This window comes from Cedecea davisae DSM 4568 (assembly GCF_000412335.2).
In the GTDB taxonomy this organism is placed as follows: domain Bacteria; phylum Pseudomonadota; class Gammaproteobacteria; order Enterobacterales; family Enterobacteriaceae; genus Cedecea; species Cedecea davisae.
The window spans coordinates 1,733,289-1,748,447 of record NZ_KE161030.1; the positions used below are offsets into that span (position 1 = coordinate 1,733,289).

Below are 15,159 nucleotides of genomic sequence, written 5' to 3' on the forward strand. Positions count from 1 at the left end.
ATGGCAACGCTGCCGGATAAAGACAAATTACTCAAGAATTTCAGCCGCTGCGCGAACTGGGAAGAGAAGTATCTCTACATCATTGAACTCGGCAGCCGCTTGCCGGAGCTGGCGGAAGAGGAGCGTAGACCCGGGAATATTATTCAGGGCTGTCAGAGCCAGGTGTGGATAGTGATGCACCAGCAGCCTGATGGCGTTATCACTCTGGAGGGCGATAGCGATGCGGCTATCGTTAAAGGGCTGATCGCCATCGTATTTATTCTCTACCAGCAGATGACACCGCAGGACATCTTGGCATTTGACGTGCGCCCGTGGTTTGAAAAAATGGCGCTCGCTCAGCACTTAACCCCATCCCGCTCTCAGGGGCTGGAAGCGATGATCCGCGCTATTCGTAATAAAGCCTCCAGTCTCAGCTAAGTTAGCTAAACTTAATCATACCTATGGTCCTGTTTTGCGAGGCGGTTTTCTGCCTCGCTTGTCTTTCAGCCTGCCGGCGTCCGTCGGCGTGACTACAGGAATAAAAAGTATGAAATACGCGTCTTTACTCACACTAGCCATCATAGGCGCGCTCAGCGCCATACGCCCGGCTTTAGCGCTGGACTATCCTTTACCGCCGGAAGGCAGCCGCCTGATTGGCCAAAACCAGACTTATACCGTTCAGGAGAGTGACCGCAACTTGCAGGCCATTGCCCGGCGTTTTGATACCGGTGCGATGCTGTTGCTGGAAGCGAATAACGCCATAGCACCGGTGCCTAAGCCGGGCACGGTGTTAACCATTCCCAGCCAGCTGCTGCTGCCTGATGTGCCCAGAGAAGGCATTGTCGTCAATCTGGCCGAGCTGAGGCTTTATTACTTCCCGCCGGGTGAAAACATTGTTCAGGTTTACCCGATAGGCATTGGCTTGCAGGGGCTGGAAACACCTCTGATGAGCACGAAAATAGGCCAGAAAATCCCTAACCCGACCTGGACACCAACGGCAGGCATTCGTCAGCGTTCTCTTGAGCGCGGCGTTAAGCTGCCGCCGGTTGTTCCCGCCGGGCCGAACAACCCGCTGGGGCGCTTTGCTATGCGCCTGGCGTACGGCAACGGTGAATACCTCATCCACGGCACCAGCGCGCCGGACAGCGTAGGGCTGCGCGTGAGTTCCGGGTGTATCCGCATGAACGCGCCGGACATCAAGGCGCTGTTTGAGCAGACGAGAACGGGCACGCCTGTGCGGGTGATTAACGATCCGGTGAAATTCTCCGTGGAGCCTGACGGCGTGCGTTATGTTGAGGTGCATCGCCCGCTGTCGCAGGACGAGCAGCAAAATACGCAAACCATGCCTTACGTGCTGCCTGCCGGTTTTAGCCAGTTCCGCGAAGGGAGTGAAGTAGACAAGGCGGTTATTGAGAAAGCGCTCTATCGGCGTGCCGGTTACCCGGTTGCGGTCTCCGCGGGGCAGACGTCGGTCACGGCAAATGGCGTGCAGTCGGCTCAAAACGTGGCGGTGAATACGGGGGAGGCGGCAAGCGCGACTCAGTAATGAAGAAGGGCTGGATGACGGGCAAAAAAAATGGCGCACATTGTGCGCCATTTTATACCAGTGACTCTTACTTACGGTAAGAGTGAGCCTGGTTGTCCAGACGCTGGTTAGCGCGTGCTGCGTCGTCTTTAGCAGCCTGAACGTCGGAACGCACTGCGTTCACGTCGTTGCTCAGCTGATCAACTTTAGCGTTCAGAGTCTGAACGTCAGAAGACAGTTGATCGATTTTAGCGTTAGAAGAACAACCTGCCAGCATAGTAGAAGCCAGGATTACCGCGCCCAGTACCAGTTTAGTACGATTCATTATTAATACCCTCTAGATTGAGTTAATCTCCATGTAGCGTTACAAGTATTACACAAACTTTTTTGTGATGAGAATAATTTTTTGTTGGGAATACCCTTAAATTTGATCGTTCGCTCAAAGAAGCATCGAACCGAGCTGGAAAGTTAAAAAAAAGAGAGAAAACAGGGGATTTTCATCGGATTCGTCTTACTAAAACGACGCTTAAATAGTAAAAGCCGATTTGCATTTTTATTAATAGCCATAAGGCACGGATATAAAAAAAGCGCCCTAAGGCGCTTTTGACGTAAATAAACTTGTTAACAAGTCAATTACAGGACATGTACGGATGCGGTGTTGGTGGTGCCGCTTGGGACTAACGCACCGGAAACCATCACTACGATGTCGCCTTTGCGAGCCAGGCCGCTTTCCAGAGCCACTTCTTTACCCAGACGGTAGAAGTCGTCGGTAGAAGCAATTTCTTTCACCAGCTGAGGGATAACGCCTTTGCTCAGCACCAGCTGACGAGCGGTCACTTCGTTGGTGGTCAGCGCCAGAATGGTCGCGTTCGGGAAGTATTTACGCACGGCTTTAGCGGATTTACCGCCCTGGGTTGCAACGACGATAACCGGCGCTTCCAGTTTCTCGGCAGTCTCAACCGCGCCGCGGCAAACTGCTTCGGTGATGCGCAGTTTACGGCTGTCGTTGCTGTTGTCCAGACGGCTGGTCATTACGCGGTCGGTACGTTCGCAGATGGTTGCCATGATGGTCACGGCTTCCAGCGGGTATTTACCTTTAGCGGACTCACCGGACAGCATAACTGCATCGGTGCCGTCGATGATGGCGTTAGCAACGTCGCCTGCTTCCGCGCGGGTAGGGCGCGGGTTTTTGATCATCGAGTCGAGCATCTGCGTTGCGGTGATAACAACTTTACGAGCGCGCACGCATTTTTCGATCATCATCTTCTGAGCGAAGATAACTTCTTCAACCGGGATCTCAACGCCCAGGTCGCCACGAGCAACCATGATGCCGTCAGACGCTTCGAGGATTTCGTCGAAGTTGTTCAGGCCTTCCTGGTTTTCGATTTTGGAGATGATCTGGATCTTCTCGCCGCCATGAGCCTTCAGGTGCTCACGAATTTCAACCACGTCAGAACGTTTACGGATAAAGGAAGCAGCAACGAAGTCAACGCCCTGCTCGCAGCCGAAGATCAGGTCTTGCTTGTCTTTTTCAGCCAGAGCAGGCAGCGCGATGGAAACGCCCGGCAGGTTAACGCCTTTGTTCTCGCCCAGGTCGCCGTTGTTCAGCACTTTACAGACAACGTTTTTGCCTTCGATAGCGGTGACTTCCATACCGATCAGGCCGTCATCCACCAGAACGGTGTTGCCTACGGACAGGTCGCTGGTGAAACCTTCGTAGGTTACAGCAACAATCTCGTTGTTACCCACTACGGACTTGTCGGTAGTGAAGGTAAAGGTCTGGCCTGCTTTCAGCGCAACGTCGTTGCCGCCTTCCAGCTTAATGGTGCGGATTTCAGGACCTTTGGTGTCCAGCAGGATAGCGGCTTTTTTACCGGTTTTAGCAACAACATTACGCAGGTTTTTGATGCGCTGACCGTGTTCTGCATAGTCACCGTGGGAGAAGTTCAGGCGCATAACGTTCATGCCCGCATCGAGCATTTTGCTCAGCATCTCTTCAGATTCGGTTTTTGGACCGATGGTGCAAACAATTTTAGTCTTTTTCATGACAGTCTTATCTATAAGTTGAGGAGGATTGTTAAAACTCGGTTCCGGGAGACGCAGCGGCCGCCGGAGCTTAAAAGAATACTGTGGTGTTGAAAGTGGCACCTGGTAAGGATAGGTGACAGAAATAAAGCGTGCAGAGGAAAGTGTGCTTGTGGTTCAGCCGGGGGTGAAGTCAGACAGTGTTGTTGTATAAAAAGGGAGTCCAATGAGCTGAAACCATTCAAGTTAAGAACGGGCGTATTATAGAGAGATCTTGTCGGGAAAGGAACCAAAACCGTTGATTCAGCGACAGAGTGCACAGTTTTACAGCGAGTTGTAACGAGTGGGTTACGGGATGTTTACAGGCTAGAAAGAAGAATGAAACAGAAAAGAATGGTGCGTTCAATTGGACTCGAACCAACGACCCCCACCATGTCAAGGTGGTGCTCTAACCAACTGAGCTATGAACGCACGGAGTATTCCGCTAAAAAAAATAATTAACAAACTGATTTAATTACCTTTTTAACTCCCACGGCGGGGAGTGACGTTATTATGACTGGCGCGGCGGACATTGACAAGCCCCGCCGTACCTATGTGAACAATGTTTGAGCTTTTCGCCGGGGGAGACAGCGCCGCCGCTAAAGCTTCACCGCCAGTTCCCCGCTAAACAGGATAACCGCCCGGCCGGAAATGCTCACTTTTTCCGGCTGGTTGTCGCGGATGGTCACGGCAATATCGACCACGCCGCTGCGGCCAAGCGCGCGCCCCTGATTCCCTTGAATGCGCAGCAGCTTGCCGTCATGGGGCAATGCGCCGTGATGCACCAGCCACGCGCCCATCGGGCCATTAGCATTTCCCGTTACCGGATCTTCTACAATACCGATGGCGGGAGAGAACATGCGGCCATCCGTTGCGTTTTCGCCGGGGCGGATCTGGAACGGGAAGAAGCCGTTGCAGCCAATTTCCTTGCTGATGGCGGCAAGCGCAGCCAGGTCCGGAGCCAGCGCATCGAGAGCGACTTCAGGCTTCAGCGGAACCATCACCTTGGAATGCCCTGTGGAGGCTACCTGAATGGGCAATCCCGGTAGAATATCGTCTTCATTGAGGTGAAATGCCGCGATAATTGCCGCGCGCAGGTCACCTTCAAGCGGCGGTTCAAATTCCGGTCTGCCCTGAACCAGCGTGATGCGGTAATCGTTGTCTTCAACAACTTCAATCGCTACCCGGTGGCGGCCTGCCAGCGAGGTCTGGTAAAGCTCGCAATTTTGCAGCCCAAGCACTTTCGCTCTCACGTAATGCGCCGCTACCGTCGCATGGCCGCAAATCGGCACTTCTACAGTTGGCGTGAAGTAGCGAATGCGCACATCGCTCTCTTCACTGCGGAGTACAAAAGCGGTTTCAGAATGGCGTAGCTCACGGGCGATAAGCTGCATCTGGCTCTCGCTCAGGCCATCGGCATCGAGCACTACGCCCGCCGAGTTGCCGCGAAATGGCTGGGTGGTAAAAGAATCAACGTGGTAAATCCGTGGCGTCATTTTTATTCTCGTATCAGAATCTGCTTACAGAGCTTTGCCTGAATGTTTTACCAGCCTGTCGATAAATAGAAAAATTTTCACCTGCTGGTGTCTCTTTTACTGCGGGGTAATGTGAAATATCTTGCGGTGAGGAGTTCTGCCTGAGCAGGCTTCGGGTACAAAAAAACCGGCTGAATGAGCCGGTTTAATTAATCAGATTTTGCAGGCGTCGCCGCAATCGTCATCGGCAACAACGGCCTGAGCTTTTTTATCAGCATCTTCCTGACGCTCGGCGTTGCGCACTTCGGCTTCATCTAATCCGGAAAAAACCAGATTCTCAAGATCGATTTCCATAGGTCACCTGTTGCAGTTTAGTTATCGGCTTTCTCAATAATATTCAACATTCCGCCGCCCTGCATCCCGAATATCCCTGAAACGCTCAAAACGATAAAAATGCGCAGCTTCTGTCCCGCGATCAGAAGCAGGAGTTTTGGTTGATTCTATTGCCCACGGCGTAAACTTTGTTGGTCTTTGGGTCAATATTAAACACCACGTATCTGCGTTGCGGGCAAATCAGTTCAAGGGATTTCTTGCCGCACTGCAACACTGTGGATCGGCGTACTACATTGCCGATTTGCACCGGGACATCGGTATCAACGTAGTCATCACACTCGAACCCGGCCTGCGTGGCCCTGGCTCGAGCTTCATTCATTGTCAGGCCGACGGCGTTTAATTCACGCACCGCTTCGGCATGGCTTGCTTGCGAAACGCGGGTTAACGTACAGCCGCTTAACGTCACAGACGCTATCAGGAGCAGGGTGAGTCGAAGCATAGTTGTCCTTAACGGATAAGCCAGCAGGCAGGGTGAGAGAAAAACTAACGGCGAATTAAGGCTTGCTAAATCATAGCCTGAGTGATGAATAAATGGCTTGTTTTAATGAGTTTTGAAAATAAAGGAGATAAGACAGAGGAGTAGAGATTTGCAAATATGGTGCGTCCGAGTGGACTCGAACCACCGACCCCCACCATGTCAAGGTGGTGCTCTAACCAACTGAGCTACGGACGCACTGAATATCTGAAAATGGTGCGTTCAATTGGACTCGAACCAACGACCCCCACCATGTCAAGGTGGTGCTCTAACCAACTGAGCTATGAACGCATTGTTGTCTTGGCGACAGCGGGGACGAATATTAGCGGCACACTTCGGGGCTTGCAAGGGGAATAACGCAATTTTATTCCAGATTTCACGCAATTGCCGAGCATCTGCGCAGAGTGTTGAGAAAGTAGCCGCCAGGACGGCGGCTACGGGTTAATTAACGTGCAGCGCGTTGCAGGATAGTGATGGAGGGCTGGCGTTGTAACCAACGCATGCGCAGCATCATCAGGATGGCGGCGGAGGTCAGACCGATAATAAAGCCAATCCAGAAGCCTGCCGGGCCCATCGGCTCAACCACCCAGTCGGTAAGTGCCAGCACATAGCCACTCGGCAGGCCGAGAACCCAATACGCGATAAAGGTGATAAAGAAGATCGAACGCGTATCTTTATAGCCGCGCAGCACGCCGCTGCCGATAACCTGAATCGAGTCGGAGATTTGGTAAATCGCCGCCAGCAGCATCAAGTGGGCTGCCAGTGCTACGACCGCCGGGTTGTCGTTATACAGCAGCGCGATATGCTCCCTGAAGGTCACGGTAAACAGCGCCGTGCACATCGCCAGGCAAATCGCCACGCCAACGCCGGTGCGGGCGGCAACCTGGGCATCCAGCGTTGAGCCCTGGCCCAAGCGATAACCCACGCGAATGGTGACCGCCGCGCCTAATGAAAGCGGTAACACAAACATCAGCGAACTGAAGTTAAGCGCTATCTGGTGCCCGGCAACGTCGGTAATGCCCAGCGGAGAAACCAGCAGGGCAACCACGGCGAACAGCGTGACTTCGAAAAATAACGCCAGCGCAATCGGCAGCCCGAGCTGGCTTAAACGTTTAAGCACCGCCCAGTCCGGTTTACTGAAGTCGTCCGGGTTTTTAATGTCGCGCATCGAACGGGCTTTCTTGATATAGGAAAGCATGCTGAAGAACATCACCCAGTAGACCGCCGCCGTTGCCACGCCGCAGCCCACGCCGCCCAATTCCGGCATGCCGAAGTGGCCGTAAATAAAGATATAGTTAACCGGGATGTTCACCAGCAGGCCGATAAAGCCCATCACCATGCCGGGCTTGGTTTTCGCCAGCCCTTCACACTGGTTACGGCCAACCTGGAAGAACAAATAACCCGGCGCGCCCCACAGCAGCGCACGTAAATAGCGCACGGCTTTATCGGCAAGTTCCGGGTCGATGTTATGCATGGCATGAATAATGTGCCCTGCGTTCCACAGCACAACCATCACCAGCACGGATACCATACCCGCAAGCCAGAATCCCTGACGAACCTGGTGAGCAATGCGGTCGCGACGCGCGGAGCCGTTAAGCTGGGCGACGGTTGGCGTCAGGGCGAGCAGGAGCCCGTGGCCGAATAAAATGGCCGGTAGCCAGATAGAGGTGCCTATAGCCACTGCCGCCATATCGGTGGCGCTGTAGCCACCGGCCATAACGGTATCGACGAATCCCATTGCAGTTTGTGCTACCTGAGCGATGATCACAGGTATCGCCAGGGCAAGGAGCTGGCGAGCTTCGGTGAAGTACTTCTGCATGTTTACACCTGATTATTTTTATAGAGACGAGAGACTAAAAAAGCCGCCATAAAAGGCAGCAAGAAGATGAACAGGGGAATTTGCCAGTCTATTGTAGCGAGAGTTTATTTATACGCCAGTCAAAAATATAGCGCTGCGGCGAGCAGGGCTGGCAAGGTGATTTTCCACCTGTTAAAGTGCGGCAATGTCCTTTATCGGCGGTAGTTTTACCGCGCGTGAATCGCCAGGAGTTTTTAGATGTTTACAGGTATTGTGCAGGGCACCGCGACCCTGGTTTCCATCGACGAGAAACCTAACTTCCGCACCCACATTATTGAGATGCCGACTGAGATGCTGCCGGGCCTTGAAACCGGCGCTTCGGTGGCGCATAACGGCTGCTGCCTTACGGTCACCGAAATCAACGGGAACCGCATCAGCTTTGACCTGATGAAAGAGACGCTGCGTATTACCAATCTCGGTGAGCTAAGCGTTGGCGACAGCGTTAACGTTGAACGTGCGGCTAAATTTAATGATGAAATTGGCGGTCATTTAATGTCCGGTCATATTATGACTACCGCCGAGATCTCTAAGATCCTGACCTCGGAAAATAACCGTCAGATCTGGTTTAAAATTCAGGATAAAGCGTTGATGAAATACATCCTGCATAAAGGCTATGTTGGTATCGACGGTATTAGCCTGACGGTGGGCGAGGTCACGGCGACGCGTTTTTGCGTGCATCTGATCCCCGAAACGCTGGAGCGTACAACGCTTGGCGCTAAGAAACTTGGGCAGCGCGTTAATATCGAAATCGACCCGCAGACTCAGGCGATTGTCGACACCGTAGAGCGCGTGCTGGCGAGCCGTGAAGCCGCGCTGGTGGCCGCTATTCCTGCGGGCGAATAACGCTTCTCTCGCAGCATAAGAAACGGGGCCGATTGGCCCCGTTTTTGTTTTTTAGTCCTGCTCGTTGAAACCGTTTTCAGCGGCGGTTTTCATAAACCATTCCCCGCTCTTCTTGATGGTGCGCTGCTGGGTTTTGAGATCCAGCGAGACAAAGCCATAGCGGTTTTTGTAGGCGTTGCACCACGACCAGTTATCGATAAAGGTCCACATATGGTAGCCGAGGCAGTTGCTGCCCTCGCTGATGCCCTTGTGCAGCCACTTCAGGTGGTCGCGCACAAAGTCGATGCGGTATTCATCGTCAATTTGACCGTCGTTGATGAAACGTTCTTCGTTCTCCACGCCCATGCCGTTCTCGGAGATATAGCAGGCAGGGTTGCCGTAATTCTCGCGCAGGTTGGTGAGAATGTCGTAAATACCGCGCTCGTAGATTTCCCAGCCACGGTAAGGGTTCATCTTGCGGCCCGGCATTTCGTAGGACTCGAAGAACCACTCCGGCATAAACGGGCTTTCAGGATTTACCAGGGTGTCGCGGCATTTAATGCGGCGCGGCTGGTAATAGTTAATCCCGAGTAAATCGACCACGCCGGCGGCAAGCAGGGCTTTGTCCTCAGGCTGGCAGGCCGGCAATTTATCATGCTGCTTCAGGAAGTCGACAAGCTCCTGCGGGTACTCGCCGCGCAGCGCCGGGTCCAGGAAGCTGCGGTTAAACATCAGGTCTGCCAGATTCGCGGCTTTGACGTCTGCCGGATTCTGAGAACGAGGGTAGGACGGCGTCAGGTTAAGGATGATGCCAATTTGGCCGTCTTCATTGCGAGCGTGGTAGTTTGTAACCGCTTTCGCGTGGGCGAGCATGGTGTGGTAGGCCACGGTAACCGCGCGGTCAAAGTCCACGACGTTAGGGTAGTGGTAGTCATACAAGTAGCCGCATTCTACCGGCACCACCGGTTCGTTAAAGGTAAACCAGTGCTTCACCCGGTCACCGAACAGCTCAAAGCAGGTATTGGCATAGCTGGCGTAGGCGTCAACGACTTCACGGCTTTCCCAGCCGCCTTTCTCCTGCATAACCATTGGCATATCAAAGTGATACAGATTGATAAACGGCTTGATGCCCTGGGCCAGCAGCTCGTCGATAACCTTGTTATAGAATTCTACCGCCAGAGGATTCACCTCCCCGGTGCCGTCCGGGATCAGGCGGGCCCAGGAGATTGAGGTGCGGAAGGTGTTGTGGTTGAGCTTCTTCAGCAGGGCGATATCCTGCTTCCAGCGCTGATAAAAGGTCGAGGTATTTTGCGGGCCAACGCCGTGGTGGAAGCGATTGGGCTGTTCGGCAAACCAGCGGTCCCAAATAGTTTCGGATTTACCAAAGTTCAGCGCTTCACCTTCGGTTTGCGGCCCGGAAGCGGCGCTGCCCCACCAGAAATGCTCAGGAAATGCGTATTTCATCGTTATCCTCACGGTCTGGCCTGTCATCTCCGACAGGCAATCATTTATACGGTCAATATGTTGATTGTCTGTGATTGATGAAACCGGTTTCTATGACGGGAAACGATATCTGTTAAGCAGATCAAGTCGTCGCGGCCAGACAGGCTTAAACCTGTGATGTGTATCACGTCAGTGCGCAAGGAGAGACAATTGGAGGTAAAAAACCCGGCAGATGCCGGGTTAGTGACTAGCGAGGGACACGTAAACCGTTTTCAATACCGCGGCTAAATACCACCTGCCACAGCTGAATATCGCGCGCCCGGAAGGCTCCGGCGCAGGCATTGAGGTAGTAACTAAACATCCGTTTGAAGCGTTCGGAGTAGTTATCGGCAATTTCCGGCCAGCAGACGAGGAAGCGTTCGTACCACGCCATTAGCGTTTTATCATAGTCGGCACCGAAATTATGCCAGTCTTCCATGACAAAATGCGGTTCGCTGGCGTCGGCTATCTGGCGCACAGAAGGCAGGCAGCCGTTGGGGAAAATGTACTTATCAATCCACGGATCGACATTATTGTCGGTCTTTGTAGAGCCAATGGTGTGTAGTAGGAAAATGCCGTCAGGCTTCAGGTTGCGGTCGGCAACGTCGAAGTAGGTGGCATAATTTTTCGGGCCAACATGCTCAAACATGCCGACGGAAACAATGCGGTCAAACTGCTCGTTGAGGTCGCGATAGTCCTGCAAAAGAATGGTCACATCCAGCCCTTTGCAGCGCTCTTGCGCCATTTTTTGTTGTTCTGCCGAAATGGTTACGCCAAACACGGAAACATCGTAATTTCGTGCGGCAAATTCCGCCAGACCGCCCCAGCCGCAGCCGATATCCAGCAATTTCATGCCGGGGCCAAGCTGCAGTTTTTCGCAGATCATTTTCAGCTTCGCTTCCTGGGCTTCGGCGAGAGTCGTCGCATCTTTCCAGTAGCCGCAGGAATATTGCATGTGCGCGTCCAGCATGCGGCTGAACAGATCGTTACCGAGATCGTAATGTTCTTTGCCGACTATCCACGCGCGCTTTTTGGACTGCAGGTTAACCAGCCTGGCAGCGGCGATACGCAGAGTATCTTTGAAATGGTGGGGCAGCTGGTTTTCCAGCCCGGCGCGCAGCACTTTAGTGAAAAAGACATCCAGGCGTTCGCATTCCCACCAGCCGTCCATATAGCTTTCGCCAAGGCCGAGGGAGCCTTCCTGCAAAACGCGTTTAAAAAAATCTGGGTTTTTAACCTGAATATCAAAAGGGTTTGGGCCGTTAACGGTTATGCCTGCCCGGCTCAGCATTTCATTTGCGATACGATACCATTCGTTATCTCGTACGCTCACTTCTTCTATACACGATGAACTCATAGCTTCTCCATCACCTTGTTGTGATCAGAACCTTAAAACAGCGTAGACGCTATTACCGGCTTGTGAGAACTCTCACGGAAAATTCCGTGCGCCTGATATCCGACGTAAACAGAGAAAGGGGGGATTCTCCCTTACTGAAAGGCCATCCATGGAAAAACGGAAGCACTCCGGCTCCCGTAAAAATAAAATTTATGAGGCTTATAGTAGAACCGCAATAACTATAAGCCTGTTTTTTTGATGGTTCAACGGAATATTGTTAGCAAGCTAATCACACAATATTCACACTATCGCGTCTGTTATTGCGCCCGGGATAGCTCGGCGTTGGCGCCAGCCTGCGATGCACGGCTGGAGGAGTACTGCATCGCATAGCCCAGCACCGCGAGTAAAATTGTCGCCAGCATTACGCTGGTGGTGGTGAGCAGCGGGGTGGCGACCAGCCAGGAAACCATCAGGCTTGCCAGGAAGCAAAGCCCCAGCTGTAGCGTGTTTTGTAGCGCGGCGGCCTTGCCGGTTGCCTGAGGGAACGGCAGCAGGGCGGAGGCCACAACGATCGGGTAAATTGCCCCGTTGGCAATCGCCATCACGCAGAACGGGATCAGCAGCAGCGTCAGGCTGGCATAGCCGCTCACCGCTACGGCCCAGGTGGCAACAATGCTCAACGCATACAGCGCCAGCAGCCAAGGCAGCAGCTGTTTCCCCTGCCATTTTTGCAGCGCGCTGCGGCAGCCATAGCCGCCAATCAGGAAGGCGACGGTCTGCGGCATATAGCTCAGGCCAATAACAGACGGGCTGTAGCCCATCTCATTAAGGATAAACGGGGAACCGGTTAACCAGGCGAAGAAGCTGGCTGAGCAGGCAGCATAAATCAGCACATTGCCGCTGTAGGTGCGCGAGCGTAATAAAGAGAAGAAGCTGACTTTATTGTCTTCAGTCTGCGGGTGATGCTGAGTGCGCGGCTTGAGGCGCAGGGTGGGGATCATCAGCAGCAGGGCGATGGCGAACAGCACGGCAAAAATAGCCTGCCATTCAAAATGGTTAAGCAGCCAGCTGCCGAGCAGCGGCGCAAGCGCGGGTGAAAGCCCTACCAGCGGCATAATGGTGGCGAAGATGCGGCCAGCGCGGTTGGCAGGATAATAATCCGTGACCAGCGCCTGCCAGCTCACGGCGGCGGAGCAGACGCCAACGGCCTGAATAAAACGCAGGACCAGCAGCGTGGCGGCGTCTTCGACCCACAGCATGCCGATACAGCCGACGGCAAACAGCCCCAGGCCAATCAGCAGAATAGGTTTACGCCCGAAGCGGTCTGACAGCGGGCCCCACATTAACTGCGCGAAGGCAAACCCGGCGAGGAACAGGCTCAGGCTGGCGCTGACCGCCGAGGCGTTAGTCCCCAGATCTTGCTGAATGGCGGCGAAGGCGGGCAGATACATGTCGGTGGCGAGGAAGCCAAGAACGCTCAGCCCGGCAAGCCAGATAAGAAATCCCTTTGATGGTTGCATAGTTTTCTCTTGATTTTGATAGCAGGTTAACGGGGCAGGAGTCTACGGAGTGCAAAAGCGCTTGTGAAACGCTAATATTTGCGAGTTGCATTCAAAATTTTTGCAGGCAAAAAACATGTGGTCTGAATATTCTCTGGAGGTCGTTGACGCGGTGGCGCGCAACGGCAGTTTTAGCGGGGCGGCACAGGAGCTGCATCGCGTGCCTTCTGCCATCAGCTATACGGTACGTCAGCTCGAAGAATGGCTGGCCGTGCCGCTGTTTGAACGTCGCCATCGCGATGTTGAGTTAACCGCCGCCGGAGCCTTTTTTCTTAAAGAAGGGCGTTCTGTTATCAAAAAAATGATGGCAACCCGCCAGCAGTGCCAGCAGATAGCCAACGGCTGGCGCGGGCATCTCTCCATCGCGGTGGACAATATCGTGAAGCCGGAGCGGACCCGCCAGCTGGTGCTGGATTTTTATCGTCACTTCCCGGATATCGAACTGCGGGTGTTTCAGGAAGTGTTCAACGGCGTGTGGGACGCGCTGGCGGACGAGCGGGTTGAGGCGGCTATAGGCGCAACTCAGGCCATTCCTGTAGGGGGGCGCTATGCGTTCCGGGATATGGGGGCGTTAAGCTGGCGTTGCGTGGTTTCCTCCGGGCATCCGCTTGCGCAACACGAAGGTGTAATTCCTGATGATGAGCTAAGGGCATGGCCGTCGCTGGTGCTGGAAGATACTTCGCGTTCGCTGCCCAAGCGCATTACCTGGCTGCTGGATAACCAGCGCAGAGTGGTGGTGCCGGACTGGGCTTCGGGGGCGGACTGCCTGAGCGCTGGCCTGTGCATTGGCATGGTGCCTGCCCACATCGCTAAGCCGTGGCTGGACGGCGGCGAGTGGCGGGAGCTTACCCTGGAAAATCCGTTCCCGGATGCGGCCTGCTGCCTGACCTGGCGGCAGGACGATGCCTCGCCGGCTTTAAGTTGGCTGCTGGACTACCTCGGGGACAGCGAGACGATGAATCAGGAATGGCTGCAGGAGCCGGGGCGGCAAAACCCGGCTCCGCTGAGCATTTAGCGGCGGTAATCGCGGAACGGACCGTCGGCAACCGAGCGGCGCTCGATCAGGCGCGGATGCACCTCAATGGTCTGCGACTCTTCGCGTTTGTTAACAATACGGTCTAGCAGCATGTTAAAGGCGGTTTCACCCAGTCGCTCTTTCGGCTGGTGAATAGTGGTTAACGCCGGAGAGAAGTAGCGGGCGTTGCGCACGTTATCGTAGCCGATGATGGAGATATCCTGCGGCACGCGCAGTCCCATCTCATCCGCTGCGCAAATGGCGCCCATTGCCATAATATCGCCGCCGCAGAATACCGCGGTAGGGCGATGAGGCTGGTTAAGCAACTGCTGCATGGCGCGGTAGCCGGACTCCGGCTCAAAGTCGCCCTGAACCACCCAGTTCTCCGGCACTTTGATATTGGCCTCTTCGAGCGCCTTGAGGAACCCGGCATGGCGACCGCCGCCGGTGTTGCGTTCCAGCTGGCCCGGAATAGCGCCGATGTCGCGATGGCCGCGCTCGATCAGATAGCGGCCAGCGAGATAGCCGCCGTGGAAGGCGTTATCGATGACCGAGTCGGTAAAGTCGGCGCGGGCTTCGCCCCAGTCCATGACCACCATCGGAATATGGCGGTACTCTTCCAAAGTAGAGAGCAGCGTTTCCGGGTACTCGGAGCACATCACCAGCAGCCCATCAACGCGTTTTTGCGCCATCATCGACAGGTAGGCGCGCTGCTTATCAAAGTTGTTGTGCGCATTACCGAGGATCAGGGTATAGCCTTTGGCGAAGCAGCTATTTTCAACCGACTCAATAATTTCGGCAAAATAGGGCGCTTCGCTGGAGGTTGCCAGCAGGCCAATAGATTTGGTGTGGTTGACCTTCAGGCTGCGGGCTACGGCGCTCGGAGAATAATGCAGCTCTTTGATGGCCGCCCAAACGGCGTTGCGCGTCTCTTCCGCAACAAAACGGGTCTTGTTGATGACATGTGACACAGTTGTAGTGGAAACGTTTGCGCGTTTCGCTACGTCCTTAATCGTTGCCATTAGATGTCACTCCAGACCATATCGTAAACTCCTGATAACTCATGTGTTAAACGTTTGCCTTCGCTAACTCCTGGGGCAACACGTTGGTTGCAGGCCTGTCGGGAATGCGACATACAGCGGGAGGAGGGCGTTGCCGGGCGATACGCGGTAAATT

Annotated in this window: 14 protein-coding genes and 3 tRNA genes; 4 read left to right on the forward strand and 13 right to left on the reverse strand. The window is 54.1% G+C overall.

The features are described 5' to 3' along the window. Both sufE and ldtE read left to right on the forward strand, forming a co-directional pair. Complete coding sequence (gene sufE / locus HMPREF0201_RS08125; protein WP_016536077.1) at positions 1 to 417, forward strand: cysteine desulfuration protein SufE; 417 nt, start codon at positions 1 to 3, stop codon at positions 415 to 417. Positions 418 to 526: 109 nt separating this feature from the next. Then, positions 527 to 1,525, forward strand: a complete 999-nt coding sequence (ldtE, locus tag HMPREF0201_RS08130; protein ID WP_016536078.1) for a L,D-transpeptidase LdtE — start codon at positions 527 to 529, stop codon at positions 1,523 to 1,525. A gap of 67 nt (positions 1,526 to 1,592) precedes the next feature. Here the strand turns inward: ldtE and HMPREF0201_RS08135 are convergent, their stop codons facing one another. The 9 genes from HMPREF0201_RS08135 to mdtK all read right to left on the reverse strand — a co-directional run bounded on the left by HMPREF0201_RS08135 (position 1,593) and on the right by mdtK (position 7,730). Next, on the reverse strand, positions 1,593 to 1,829 hold the full coding sequence (locus HMPREF0201_RS08135) for a major outer membrane lipoprotein (RefSeq protein ID WP_008456504.1): 237 nt from the start codon (positions 1,827 to 1,829) through the stop codon (positions 1,593 to 1,595). Positions 1,830 to 2,137: 308 nt separating this feature from the next. Continuing rightward, a complete protein-coding gene (gene pykF, locus HMPREF0201_RS08140; RefSeq protein ID WP_016536079.1) occupies positions 2,138 to 3,550 on the reverse strand; it encodes a pyruvate kinase PykF in 1,413 nt (470 codons plus the stop codon). 373 nt (positions 3,551 to 3,923) lie between these two features. After that, a tRNA-Val gene (locus HMPREF0201_RS08145) sits at positions 3,924 to 4,000 on the reverse strand. Between the two features lie 167 nt (positions 4,001 to 4,167). Then, on the reverse strand, positions 4,168 to 5,064 hold the full coding sequence (locus HMPREF0201_RS08150) for a PhzF family isomerase (RefSeq protein ID WP_016536080.1): 897 nt from the start codon (positions 5,062 to 5,064) through the stop codon (positions 4,168 to 4,170). A gap of 192 nt (positions 5,065 to 5,256) precedes the next feature. Further along, the gene (locus HMPREF0201_RS23020; RefSeq protein WP_016536081.1) at positions 5,257 to 5,397 is read right to left on the reverse strand and encodes a hypothetical protein; all 141 of its coding nucleotides are present in this window, start codon (positions 5,395 to 5,397) and stop codon (positions 5,257 to 5,259) included. A 121-nt stretch (positions 5,398 to 5,518) separates the two neighbouring features. Then, a complete protein-coding gene (locus tag HMPREF0201_RS08155) occupies positions 5,519 to 5,875 on the reverse strand; it encodes a hypothetical protein (RefSeq protein ID WP_016536082.1) in 357 nt (118 codons plus the stop codon). Positions 5,876 to 6,032: 157 nt separating this feature from the next. Then, positions 6,033 to 6,109, reverse strand: a tRNA-Val gene (locus HMPREF0201_RS08160). A gap of 16 nt (positions 6,110 to 6,125) precedes the next feature. Beyond that, a tRNA-Val gene (locus tag HMPREF0201_RS08165) sits at positions 6,126 to 6,202 on the reverse strand. Between the two features lie 154 nt (positions 6,203 to 6,356). Continuing rightward, a complete protein-coding gene (mdtK, locus tag HMPREF0201_RS08170) occupies positions 6,357 to 7,730 on the reverse strand; it encodes an MdtK family multidrug efflux MATE transporter (protein ID WP_016536083.1) in 1,374 nt (457 codons plus the stop codon). A gap of 237 nt (positions 7,731 to 7,967) precedes the next feature. Here mdtK and HMPREF0201_RS08175 point away from each other — a divergent pair, with 237 nt between their 5' ends. Continuing rightward, positions 7,968 to 8,612: a riboflavin synthase gene (locus HMPREF0201_RS08175; RefSeq protein WP_016536085.1), complete on the forward strand. Its 645-nt coding sequence runs from the start codon at positions 7,968 to 7,970 to the stop codon at positions 8,610 to 8,612. A 51-nt stretch (positions 8,613 to 8,663) separates the two neighbouring features. Here HMPREF0201_RS08175 and HMPREF0201_RS08180 read toward each other — a convergent pair whose 3' ends face one another. From HMPREF0201_RS08180 to punC, 3 genes are all read right to left on the reverse strand, one after another. Beyond that, positions 8,664 to 10,055, reverse strand: a complete 1,392-nt coding sequence (locus tag HMPREF0201_RS08180) for a glycoside hydrolase family 1 protein (protein ID WP_039898134.1) — start codon at positions 10,053 to 10,055, stop codon at positions 8,664 to 8,666. A gap of 226 nt (positions 10,056 to 10,281) precedes the next feature. Beyond that, complete coding sequence (cfa, locus tag HMPREF0201_RS08185) at positions 10,282 to 11,430, reverse strand: cyclopropane fatty acyl phospholipid synthase (protein WP_039898135.1); 1,149 nt, start codon at positions 11,428 to 11,430, stop codon at positions 10,282 to 10,284. Positions 11,431 to 11,726: 296 nt separating this feature from the next. Then, positions 11,727 to 12,929 (reverse strand): purine nucleoside transporter PunC, encoded by a 1,203-nt coding sequence (gene punC / locus HMPREF0201_RS08190; RefSeq protein WP_016536088.1) that lies wholly within the window; start codon positions 12,927 to 12,929, stop codon positions 11,727 to 11,729. A 115-nt stretch (positions 12,930 to 13,044) separates the two neighbouring features. Between punC and punR the strand changes: the two genes are divergently transcribed. Then, positions 13,045 to 13,983, forward strand: a complete 939-nt coding sequence (punR, locus tag HMPREF0201_RS08195) for a DNA-binding transcriptional activator PunR (protein ID WP_016536089.1) — start codon at positions 13,045 to 13,047, stop codon at positions 13,981 to 13,983. On the opposite strand, the gene purR is transcribed toward punR, so the two are convergent. Further along, on the reverse strand, positions 13,980 to 15,005 hold the full coding sequence (gene purR, locus HMPREF0201_RS08200) for an HTH-type transcriptional repressor PurR (protein WP_016536090.1): 1,026 nt from the start codon (positions 15,003 to 15,005) through the stop codon (positions 13,980 to 13,982). The genes punR and purR overlap by 4 nt on opposite strands. Positions 15,006 to 15,159 lie beyond the last annotated feature (154 nt).

Bases quoted from the DNA above. Each gene is read 5' to 3' on its own strand.
- sufE (WP_016536077.1), top strand. From the start codon at position 1: ATGGCAACGCTGCCGGATAAAGACAAATTACTCAAGAATTTCAGCCGC.
- ldtE (WP_016536078.1), top strand. From the start codon at position 527: ATGAAATACGCGTCTTTACTCACACTAGCCATCATAGGCGCGCTCAGC.
- HMPREF0201_RS08135 (WP_008456504.1), bottom strand. From the start codon at position 1,829: ATGAATCGTACTAAACTGGTACTGGGCGCGGTAATCCTGGCTTCTACT.
- pykF (WP_016536079.1), bottom strand. From the start codon at position 3,550: ATGAAAAAGACTAAAATTGTTTGCACCATCGGTCCAAAAACCGAATCT.
- HMPREF0201_RS08150 (WP_016536080.1), bottom strand. From the start codon at position 5,064: ATGACGCCACGGATTTACCACGTTGATTCTTTTACCACCCAGCCATTT.
- HMPREF0201_RS23020 (WP_016536081.1), bottom strand. From the start codon at position 5,397: ATGGAAATCGATCTTGAGAATCTGGTTTTTTCCGGATTAGATGAAGCC.
- HMPREF0201_RS08155 (WP_016536082.1), bottom strand. From the start codon at position 5,875: ATGCTTCGACTCACCCTGCTCCTGATAGCGTCTGTGACGTTAAGCGGC.
- mdtK (WP_016536083.1), bottom strand. From the start codon at position 7,730: ATGCAGAAGTACTTCACCGAAGCTCGCCAGCTCCTTGCCCTGGCGATA.
- HMPREF0201_RS08175 (WP_016536085.1), top strand. From the start codon at position 7,968: ATGTTTACAGGTATTGTGCAGGGCACCGCGACCCTGGTTTCCATCGAC.
- HMPREF0201_RS08180 (WP_039898134.1), bottom strand. From the start codon at position 10,055: ATGAAATACGCATTTCCTGAGCATTTCTGGTGGGGCAGCGCCGCTTCC.
- cfa (WP_039898135.1), bottom strand. From the start codon at position 11,430: ATGAGTTCATCGTGTATAGAAGAAGTGAGCGTACGAGATAACGAATGG.
- punC (WP_016536088.1), bottom strand. From the start codon at position 12,929: ATGCAACCATCAAAGGGATTTCTTATCTGGCTTGCCGGGCTGAGCGTT.
- punR (WP_016536089.1), top strand. From the start codon at position 13,045: ATGTGGTCTGAATATTCTCTGGAGGTCGTTGACGCGGTGGCGCGCAAC.
- purR (WP_016536090.1), bottom strand. From the start codon at position 15,005: ATGGCAACGATTAAGGACGTAGCGAAACGCGCAAACGTTTCCACTACA.